This window comes from Waddliaceae bacterium, assembly GCA_018694295.1.
Taxonomy (GTDB): Bacteria; Chlamydiota; Chlamydiia; order Chlamydiales; family JABHNK01; genus JABHNK01.
The window spans coordinates 42,186-52,442 of sequence record JABHNK010000017.1; the positions used below are offsets into that span (position 1 = coordinate 42,186).

Here is a 10,257-nt window from a genome sequence, read left to right on the forward strand (position 1 = left end):
CACGCTTGCTATAGAAAAAAAGAAAAGAAGTGCAATCAACGATAATGGCGATAGCTGTGCGTCCGCTGCGCGCTCTGCGCAGTGGGCGCTCTCTGTGAAAACTCTGCGATTCCTCCTCTGTGATCTCTGTGGTAAAGTCTTATTCTTTTTCTATCCGCTATCCGCTATAACTATCCGCTATCTAAAGCTCCGTGGTAGGAAAACCTGTCCTCCAAAAAGACTAAGCCATAAACCTAAAAAGACCGAAGTGAAAGCTATATAAGGAAACCCCGACAAGAAAACAGATAACGCCAAAAACACAGCTACAACAATTCCTGCATGAAGAAACCTGACAATCAAAGACCTTGGCGGCACGCTGGCGATGTCCCATCGTGTGCTGAGTAATATCCCTATACCAACACCTGCTGTAAGACCAAAATAATGGAAAAACTTGCTTGTCGCTGGGAATAACAACGTCATAGCGAACAGTACAGGAAAAAGAGAGGTAATCAGAACCCTTCTCCATAAAGGCATCGTAAACCATCGTGCTTCGATATATGATGAAACAGTATTCCCGACGACGACAATAACCCCACCAATAACAAGACCTCCGACGATGTCGCTCGGAAAATGCAGCCCCAAATATACCTTTGAAAGGCACAAGAAAACGCCGAAAAGGATACTAGCTATCCGAAGATAAAGATTTTTACTAGTAAGAAAGATCAAAGATGCCAGAATGACAGCTGTCTGTGCAGCGCCGCTAGGGAAGCCAAGACTTTTAGAATATATCGGCGAATGTAACACGTCGAGAGAAGAGTCAATATGAAAAGGCCTCGGCAAGCCGAATGATATTTTTGCTATTGTGTTGACAAGGAAACTCGTAAACAAAAGATAAAAAAAGGTGATCCCAAGGCGCCTGCTGCAAACATACCACGCAAAAGAGACAATAGCGATACTGAACATAAAACGGTCAGCACCATCAAGCATACGAAAAAACATGTCAAAAAAAGGACAGCGTAACACCTGCAGAGAACGTATCCAGTCGAGCTGTATAGCATGAAAAACATTCATATTATGAAATTATTCTACTCGACAACAATTACTGCTTCGTCAGAATCTTTAGGCGACAATATTTTTTTTATCTTCTTGTTGACTTTACGAAGCTTGAAATGGAAGATATATAATGTCCAAGATGTTGTTAATGACAGTACCGCAAAAAGATATTCTAGCTTGGAATTAGTATTGATGATTTTTTGGAATACTAAAGCTAAAACAGAGGTTTTTACATTAAGATTAAACATAAGCAAAACAAATAACCCGACAATCGGAGTTATAATGAGAAAAGTAAGAAAGCGCGTTCCATGTTTCTTGTAGGCACAGTGATATGTTGCAAAAGTAAATGATGCAAAAATAATATAAGACGCTATAATAACTGCAAGCGTTCCTCTATTAGAAATGTAGGAGGGGAATGTTTTGTATATGTCAAAAATAAGATTGATAATCCCGAAAAAAGATGCTATTACAAATATTGTAAGCCAACGACTTCGAGTTTTAGAAAGCGCTGGTGATAAAGAACTAATGTCCATAATGTTACTCCAATGTAATTGTGCTGTAAAAAGAATAAATAATAGCATGAAAAGATGTTAATAACAACAAACATTTTATATTAAGTTAGAATTAAACTATACAGTTTAAGGAGCCGAAATACAGTGTCAACACCTGCTCAGCCCATAAATTATTGTAAGCTCAGGTGTGATGCTATGGCTGAGGTAGCGACAGAAATATGCGATGATGCATTGGAACACTATGATAAGCATTCATATCGCTTTAAAGACCCTGTTAAAATTTCTACAGATCCGCATTTCAAGGCGATTACAGGACTGGCAATACAACTTTTTCGAAAAAATATACAAAAACATCGCGATGAATTTAAACCGGCGGCGCTTACTAAGGATGGGTTTCCAAAACCATATGATACATTTCCAGCGCCAAAGAATTTAAAAAGACACATATCGGAATATGAATTATCACTGCGTGAGCGTGAGGTGATAGACAAAACTGAAGAGTGCGAAAGGCTTGTCTTTCAAATTGCTATGAAGCACGCCGTAGAAATTGAAAAAGCAAAAACAAAAATAGAAGGAGTTAAAGAAGTCGATGCCTGAAAAGCTCTTTCAAAAAGTCAACATTATCTTCGTAAATATGGCGGTGTTTGCCCTCCCACGTCTTTCTCTCATAAGTGAAGCCTATAGCCCCCAGAGCTTTGAGGACGAGAAGTAAAGGCGTAATATCGTCGAGGTGTGCCGGCAGTGGCCGTACCGTTTTATATCCCTGCAAAAAAGCATTGCGCGTCGTTGGATAATGATGCCACGCAAGCCTTTCCATCTGTGCAAAATCTTCTTCGGCGAAAGATCCCCTGGCATTCTCGAAGTCGATGACAGCCTTGACGTCATCGCCGTCGACGATGATATTACCAGGACGATAGTCACGATGGACGATGCAAGGGCCTTCTGCATCATCGAGAATATGTATATGTTCTAAAACGAATTTCTTACACAGCCCCAACAACGACGCATCGGTGATAGAAGAGCATTCTGCGAAAGAACGTTCGAAATATATCTGCATCTCCTCGCGAGGTGAAGCAGTGACGTCTTCATCATTAGAAAGGTCTCCATATCGGTCGACAGAAACATCATGAAGAAGAGCCAAAGTCTCTCCTATCTTAGAAGCACATGAATCGGAGAGCGTAGACGACTTCAGAAGAACTCCAGAAACATCTTCAATAAGAAGAGCTCCACCGAAATCTTCGCCGGAAGCAACAGTGTCGATAATGTCAGGGACAGGGATGATGCCACGTAGATGAGAAAGATAGAACGCTTCCCTTCTAAGCCTGTCACCGCTGAAGAAATATTTCATGATATATGACTTGCCATGAGAAGAGTGCACGCGGAATACCGTAGAACTTATAGCATCGTCATGGATGATTGGCTCTACAGAAGTAGGCGATATACCAAGGATATCAAGATCCTCGTAGATGCGGTCACCAGAATAATACATGCTATAACGCTTTCTATAGAGCTTCAGGGTTTATCGTCATGGTGTCAAGCCACTGCGGAGTGAGCACTACATCGGTGTCTTGCTCAGAACGAAGTACACACTGCACAGCATACTGCCCAAGGTTGAAGAGCATGCCAATGTTATGATTCTCATCTTTGATGATGTCAGCCTCGGAAACCTTTGTCTCATAGTCGCCGAAAACGAACGTCAAAGAAAAACTGTTGAGCGATATCGGAGAACTGAAATGCCCGAGAAGCTCTTCGTTTTTGACGATTTCACGCATCCACGTCATAAGAACGCCACCAAGAATCTGTTGCCCTTCTTCACGGGATACCTTCCTGTCAGTCTCAAAGCGGAGTTCTAAATTATTTACCTTGTGGAGCATGCGGCCACCTTCGGCGGTGATGTTGAAGTCAGGGTAATTATGCTCTATGATAGCACGGCCAATCTGTAGCGCTTTAATGCCAGCATGGACATGAGCAGGGACGTTGTCGTCGGAGGTTTTGTTCTTCCAAAACCATGGCTTCTTCGGAGCGTCAGGAGCGTTTATAACAGGAAGAGCGTCAGGGAAATATTGAGAGAGATTTTGATACGCGATGTTTCTGGTGTTCTCGACGACCTGCTGCCTCTCACGATAGTCATCGGAAACAGGGAGATAGTTTACTATGCCTTCCTTCTCACCGAAAGCAACAAGAAGCTCGTCAACTGAAGATATTGCGATGTCAGCAAAAAGCCCGCAACTTAAAAACCCTAACATAACAACAGTCATCATCATTATCTTTTTCATCACAATACCCCTTAGTATTTTTATTGCATTTCTAGCTAGCAGATCGCCCTTTGCGTAAGGTCAGTTATTGCTACAAAACTATCAGCAAAGACATTAAAGGTAAAGATGTATGTGCATTTGTGAAATGTCGACGGTGGCAATCATGGGTTATAGGCTATCGCCGGCAGAAGACATCGCCGAGCCAGCAATATAACCAGTAGTCCATGCCGCCTGGAAATTAAAGCCTCCGGTAATCCCGTCGATATCTAAAATCTCGCCACCGAAAAAAAGGCCAGGAACTTTCTTGCTTTCCATGCTTTTAAAATTAACCTCGGAAAGATCGACACCGCCGCACGTAACGAATTCTTGTTTGAAAACGGTCTTCCCAGAAATTCTATGGCTGTCGTATTTCAGACGCTGAAGGATGCGCTCTTTAGCCTTCTTAGAGACATCATTCCATCGTAACGCGATATCAACACCAGATAGTGACAACAAGGTCTCCCAAAGCTTCTTAGGGATGCTGTTGACAATAGGGGAGTTTGACAAAGATTTCTTGGGGCAGCACACAGATTTTTCTTCGAGAAGAATCCTTAGCTTTTTTTCTGATACCTCGGGAATCCAGTCGATAACACAAGTCGTAAGATAAGACATATCATGTAAATCGCGAGCTCCCCATGCCGAAAGTTTCAATGCCGCAGGACCACTAAATCCCCAATGTGTAATCAAAAGCGGCCCGCGCTGCTTGATCTTGAGCTTAGGCAGAGATATAACAACGTCTTCGACGGAGACGCCAGAAAGGTCGCGTAGAGAGAATTTAGGGATGTTGAAGGTGAACAGCGAAGGTATAGGAGTAATAACACGATGACCTAACGACGCAGCTAAACGATATCCGTCACCACCACTTCCAGTAGCGAGCATTATAGCCTCAGCACATAAAACTTCACCGTCCTGTAAACGAATAAAAAAGCCGCCATCTTTTTCGTGCTTTATCTCTTTAACGCTAGAGTTGTAATTAATAGAAACGCCAAGGTCATTAGCTTCATCGAGGAGACAGTCGATAATCGTCTGGGAGCTGTCTGTTACAGGGAACACCCTGCCGCCTTCCTCAGTTTTAAGCTCTACACCGCGGCTTCTAAGCCATTCTATCATATCACTAGGCTGGAAGACAGAAAAAGGGCCGATAAGCTCACGATGACCTCTAGGATAGTTTTTCGCTAGCTCGCGGATGTCGAAGCATGAATTCGTGACGTTGCAGCGCCCACCACCGGAAATCTTAAGCTTGGAAAGAGGATCCTGTGACCGCTCTAGAACAAGGATGCTACCACCAGAAGACAGCGCAGCATAACGGTTTGCAGCAAAGATCCCAGCAGCGCCGGCTCCAATAAAAACGGCGGAATATTTTTTCTTATGTGCTTGCAAAAATATACCTCATAGTTTCTTGGGCAACTTGCTTATTAATTGTCTTTGTTCCTGATTATGTAGCGTGGTGAGAGATTGTAAGAGCTCTATAACATAAGGAGGAATAGGGGTGCTGGTTTTACTGATCACATCGAAAATAGATTTATGAAGAGGATCCGGAACAGTTTTTGGCAAGAATGAAATCACGTTAACAAAGCTCGTGATAGACCGGACTTTCTCTTCGATATCGGCAATGCCCTGTATTTTTCCGGGGAAAGGTTTCAGCATGAGTGGTATTTGTTTAGGGTATAGCTCTTCAGGACATTCTGAGAGAAACCAACCTATGACATCGAGGTAAAGTCGTGGGTTTTGATATATGGAGGAACAAGTTTCACCGAGATGTAGTACGATATCATCATGGATATCTTTGGCTTCTTCGCTGTCGATAGCACAAAAGAACGCTCCCCGCAAGCTGGACATGCTCTCTAAGTCTTTTGACTGAAAGTCTGAGATATCGGTGGTCATTTTAAATAATAATGGCCCCCTGACAGCTTCAGGGAAAGTATTAACAGCAACAAAAAACGCTATCATCGCTGTATAGATGTCGTAAAAGCTTTCCATCGTCATGATAGTAGGTGCGGTATCGGTCATGATTGCGGCAGCACGTTCACACAGGGCATCAGTATCAGCGATGTGCGGAACGAGAAGCGTCATCGTCGCAAGCTGTGTATGGATGTCGCGTATCGTAGGAATAGCGTTAAGAACAGTGCTGAACAATTCTATTTTCTGCGCGTCGTCAGCAACTTTTGCGGTGTAGTCTAGGATTATAGACGTTATTTTTTTCTGATAGTCTTGAATTTGTTTTTTTCGATAGTCTGTTCCCATAGAAAGATAGTGTGATTCCCTTGATGGAGGAGGAGGCGGCGTTAGTAGTTTCGTGAAATTATTACACAATGTTTGTAGCATAGGAAGCCTTTCAGCTTCTTCGAGGGGATCAAAATGGGCGGCGAGCCGTTCTAGAGTAGAAGAGATGTCCCAAGTAGGTTCTGTTGCGATGATAATGTCTGGGATGCCCTTGAGAATCGACCCCCTATAGTCCGTTGGTAATTCGACGAGAAACTCCATCGTTGAAGACAACTCACTAACGCGCTTCCATGATTCTTGATAACCTGAAATCTTTGCTATTTCTTTGAGAAAAAGTTGTTGTGCCTGTTCATATAACGGCGCTCTAAATCCTTCAGATAATAGCTTTATCGTCTTCACATAGTCTCTGATTTCATAGAGCCGATTAGATTCTGCGCTATTTATATCAGCAGGAATGGGCCTCATAAGCTCTATGGCCTGTTCTTCGCGGTGTGTTGTCTCGATAAAGACTTGAATGGCCTGGGATAGAGATATCGGGTTTTTTAGTATCATAATAATATTAGGAATAACATCGAAAAGGCCGCCTTGTAGCGACGGCGGAAGTTTTTGCGCTGTAGATAACAGACTACTCACTGCTGTCAATATATTTATTCTTGTCCACGGTGTACGGCTCGCGATGAAGTCTGGATAAGAAACTGTGATGTCGATAAATATATCGACAACCTTGCCATACATCGCCTCTTTGCGCTGCTCGTCGGCGATTTTTTCTATCTCGGGGAGCAGCAAATTTATAGCTTCAAGTTTGTTAGGAGGGTCTTCTATTTTTGCAACACCTTCATCGCAAAGAAGAGTCAGCAACGTGTCATCATGATCTGTCTCTCTAATGACTTCTAGGAATTTTAGTATATGGTCTTTTTGTCGCGTTGATTTTTCGGAGATCTTTTTAGGTATGGCGTGAATGATTGCCATGATGCATTCATGAGAGTCCGTTTCACATAGCAAATTGCCGTCGCTTTGTTGGAATAATTCCAAAATATTAAATAGATAAGAGGGATTGTCGAGGTGCTGGGATGATTGTGCTATATTTAGTAATGGCAAGGCTCTTTGTTCGTCGGGCCATGTGCTGATAATAGCGAAGAATTTTTCTATAACTTTTTGTTGCAAAGAACCTTTTGCTTCGCCGCTTTCAAAATCATAGCCAGAAACCTCTTGTATAGTAGTAATAGCTTCGGCAAAAGACTCTAATGGACGGACGCGCTGTCGTTCAGGAAGATTGGCGACACCCCTCATAAAGCGCTCAATATCTCGATCCTTTTGTCCTTGAGCATGACAGTTGATAAAGCCGGAAATGCTGTTACATAAAGAATCGATACGAGACTTGTACCAAAGGTCCTGAGCTTTGTCTTCAACGCGTCGACGCCATTCATAGTACCGCTGCCGACGAGAGGGACGCACCTGTTGCTGTAAGGCATATGTCGCTACGTCAGCAATAGCTACTGTAGAGGAATTCGTTGCTCCTTCTGCCAAGGCTGTTGCCGCTGATGCCGTAGCCATGGGCTGGAGCTCAATGGGAGGGAGTGTAGCGGGTCGAGGTGTTGTTGTTAGCCTCATAATTCTTTCTCCGAAGAAACCTGAAGCTCACGTTGTTCATCTATCCAGTCCTGGGCGATTCCTTGGCCAAGATTCATCCCCCATTCTCTTCCTATTCCCATGCACTCTTTAACCATCATAGGAGTGCTCTCGACAAGCTTTTTCCCTGACGGAGTTTGGTAGAAGGCTATCGTCTCCTCCAAATCTTCCTGCGTGAGATATTTACTGTATACAGGGGCGAACATTGAAATCAAGTCGTCCAAAGACGCCTCTAAGAATTCTTTTTCAAAGTCGTCCCAAAGAGAACGTTCTATATCAGGATATCGTTGCTTAAAAGTTGTGACTGTTTGTGCTATTATTTCCTTATAGACATCTTTAGCACCTAATACCTCGAATAATTTTTTGTAAGTCGCGATATATTCAGGCTCGACGGCTGATTGCCCATAAGAAAAGGATGTTAAAATTAACATAAAAGCTAATATCGAAATAATTTTTTTCATCGTAATATCCCCGTATAAGTGTTTGAATGCCAAAATAATACAGCACTTTAAGGGTATAAAGCAATGAAAATATTCTGGACGGCAACCACGGGTTTTACTGTACATTTTTGTTGCGAATATCGCATGTTAGACACGCAATGAAAAAAATATTTTAATAACAATAGGAGACAGACATTATGGAACCAGTACAGTCTAGTGGAATAGCATCAGTTTTATGGGAAGTTGCAAACAATAGCAAAAAATATATCGCTGTGAAGCCAGGAAATAATGGACAACACCATTTTCGAACTGTTGATTTAACGGCTTGTGAGAGGATGCGTTTGATTTTTAGCCGCGAAACGATAAATTTCTGTAAAGTTGCAGATGCTTTAAAGTCATGCGAGACGCAGATGATAGCGGAAGTCTCAGTGCTTACTCAACCCGGAAAGACGAAAATTCTCGATGTCGTAAATAAAATCTTCGACGACGCTAATGTAAACAAACTTAAGAAATTCAACGAAAAAATCATTGACATCTCCAACAAAACATGGATGCAAGACCTTAGTGATGAAGCCAAGGAACTCCATATCGATGACTTCTGCCTGCCAGGAACACACGACAGCGGGTCTTATCAATATATGGGATATCATACATCGCGAGGACCCAAATATAAATTAATGGACTTTATGACGAAACATATGTCGTGGCTTAACAAGACGGCGCGACAGTCGACGATAACACAACAACGAAGTATCTATGGGCAATTGGTACAAGGCGTAAGACTTTTTGATCTGCGTGTCCTTGAAAAAGCCCGGACGATTACTACCTAGGACATTCTTGTACGATATCTTGTAAGCTTGATGAGGCCTTGGAAGACTTCAAGCGCTTCCTCAAAGAAAACCCCGGAGAGATCGTAAGGATTGCAATACGGCCCGATCAAGATCAGATATATAACCCCGACGATAGAGGATACAACAGTCTTTTAAAGGATAGTGATATAGAGCCCCTCTTAAGATATATCGAAGAACGGCTAAAGTACGAAGATGGCACTAGCATGATAGCAACATACGATGCCACAACATATGAAAGAATGACATTACAGCATATGGTAGACAGCGGGCAGCGTGTCATCATCCATTATAAAGACCGTGATGCAGAAACAGTATTGGCAGAATCTGGGACTGGACGATTAAGTTTCCCGAAGATGCCGGAACATTTTACTAAGACAACAGATACAGAAGAAAAAATCGCCGGTATAATAAGAGAAGCATTAGCATTCGATAAAAAATGTGAAGATCGAAAAACAGTGGAATCACGGGCAGTGAGCATCGCTTCGGGAGCTATGACTGCCGATATGATGAGAGACAACCTTTGGAAAATGGGCATCAGAAATTTATTCGGGATGGATCTCTCCCCAGAAATCAATAGCCTAGAAAATATGGCGCTACGTATAAACCCTGAAATAGCAGCAAAGCTTGAAGAATTACGAGCTCTTGTCAACGGCATAACATTGGACCACCCAAAAACCGAAGAAATAAAAGCCTTTATAGAAGCGAATAAAAAACTTGTTGTTCATTGAACATTGAACAATGAAGATACGCTATTCCTATACGCTATCCTTTCACCCGGACACGGCAGTGCTCCCTCTCGCGTTGTCGTAAGAGTAAAGCTGTATCTTTGCGCTTGCTATAGTAAAAACAAAGAGAAGGAGTACGGTTAACGACAATGGCGACAGCTGTGCGTCCGCTGCGCGCTCTGCGCAGGGGCGCTCTCTGTGTAACTCCGTGTTTCTCCGTGTCTCCGTGGTAAAGCCCTATTTCTTTCCTATACGCTCTGCGCTATAACTATCCGCTATTAAAAGTCCTATTCCTTTCCTAGATGCCCCTGCACCCTCTACCCTCATCGCTGACGCCAGTAATCAAAATAAGGAGATGGTTCAAAGTTGAGTAACAGATAATAGAACTTGCGAAGGTGAAGCTCCCTAAAAAGTTCGGATTTAGGAATAGGAATAGAATTTTTCACCACAGAGGCACAGAGAACACATAGAGAAATGGGGCGGGCTAGGGGTTTCACCCCTAGAACCCCGAGGGTTTTCTTTTAGGGTTTTGGGGGTCTGGGGGAGTATCC

Annotated in this window: 10 protein-coding genes; 3 read left to right on the top strand and 7 right to left on the bottom strand. The window is 42.8% G+C overall.

What is annotated here, in order from left to right; genetic code table 11:
• Positions 1-177: 177 nt before the first annotated feature.
• The gene (locus tag HN980_01920) at positions 178-1,050 is read right to left on the bottom strand and encodes a phosphatase PAP2 family protein (GenBank protein MBT6928239.1); all 873 of its coding nucleotides are present in this window, start codon (positions 1,048-1,050) and stop codon (positions 178-180) included.
• Positions 1,051-1,064: 14 nt separating this feature from the next.
• Positions 1,065-1,280 (bottom strand): hypothetical protein, encoded by a 216-nt coding sequence (locus tag HN980_01925; GenBank protein MBT6928240.1) that lies wholly within the window; start codon positions 1,278-1,280, stop codon positions 1,065-1,067.
• Positions 1,281-1,739: 459 nt separating this feature from the next.
• Here HN980_01925 and HN980_01930 point away from each other — a divergent pair, with 459 nt between their 5' ends.
• On the top strand, positions 1,740-2,141 hold the full coding sequence (locus HN980_01930) for a hypothetical protein (GenBank protein MBT6928241.1): 402 nt from the start codon (positions 1,740-1,742) through the stop codon (positions 2,139-2,141).
• Here HN980_01930 and HN980_01935 read toward each other — a convergent pair.
• The 5 genes from HN980_01935 to HN980_01955 all read right to left on the bottom strand — a co-directional run bounded on the left by HN980_01935 (position 2,122) and on the right by HN980_01955 (position 8,151).
• A complete protein-coding gene (locus HN980_01935) occupies positions 2,122-3,033 on the bottom strand; it encodes a phosphotransferase (protein ID MBT6928242.1) in 912 nt (303 codons plus the stop codon). The genes HN980_01930 and HN980_01935 overlap by 20 nt on opposite strands.
• A gap of 13 nt (positions 3,034-3,046) precedes the next feature.
• Positions 3,047-3,823, bottom strand: coding sequence for a hypothetical protein (locus HN980_01940; protein MBT6928243.1), 777 nt, complete (start codon positions 3,821-3,823; stop codon positions 3,047-3,049).
• 144 nt (positions 3,824-3,967) lie between these two features.
• A complete protein-coding gene (locus HN980_01945; protein ID MBT6928244.1) occupies positions 3,968-5,218 on the bottom strand; it encodes an NAD(P)/FAD-dependent oxidoreductase in 1,251 nt (416 codons plus the stop codon).
• Positions 5,219-5,227: 9 nt separating this feature from the next.
• Positions 5,228-7,615, bottom strand: coding sequence for a hypothetical protein (locus HN980_01950; GenBank protein ID MBT6928245.1), 2,388 nt, complete (start codon positions 7,613-7,615; stop codon positions 5,228-5,230).
• Between the two features lie 53 nt (positions 7,616-7,668).
• Positions 7,669-8,151, bottom strand: coding sequence for a DUF2059 domain-containing protein (locus HN980_01955; GenBank protein ID MBT6928246.1), 483 nt, complete (start codon positions 8,149-8,151; stop codon positions 7,669-7,671).
• A gap of 176 nt (positions 8,152-8,327) precedes the next feature.
• Between HN980_01955 and HN980_01960 the strand changes: the two genes are divergently transcribed.
• Positions 8,328-8,960, top strand: coding sequence for a hypothetical protein (locus HN980_01960; GenBank protein MBT6928247.1), 633 nt, complete (start codon positions 8,328-8,330; stop codon positions 8,958-8,960).
• Positions 8,961-8,998: 38 nt separating this feature from the next.
• Positions 8,999-9,709, top strand: a complete 711-nt coding sequence (locus tag HN980_01965) for a hypothetical protein (protein MBT6928248.1) — start codon at positions 8,999-9,001, stop codon at positions 9,707-9,709.
• Positions 9,710-10,257: the final 548 nt, after the last annotated feature.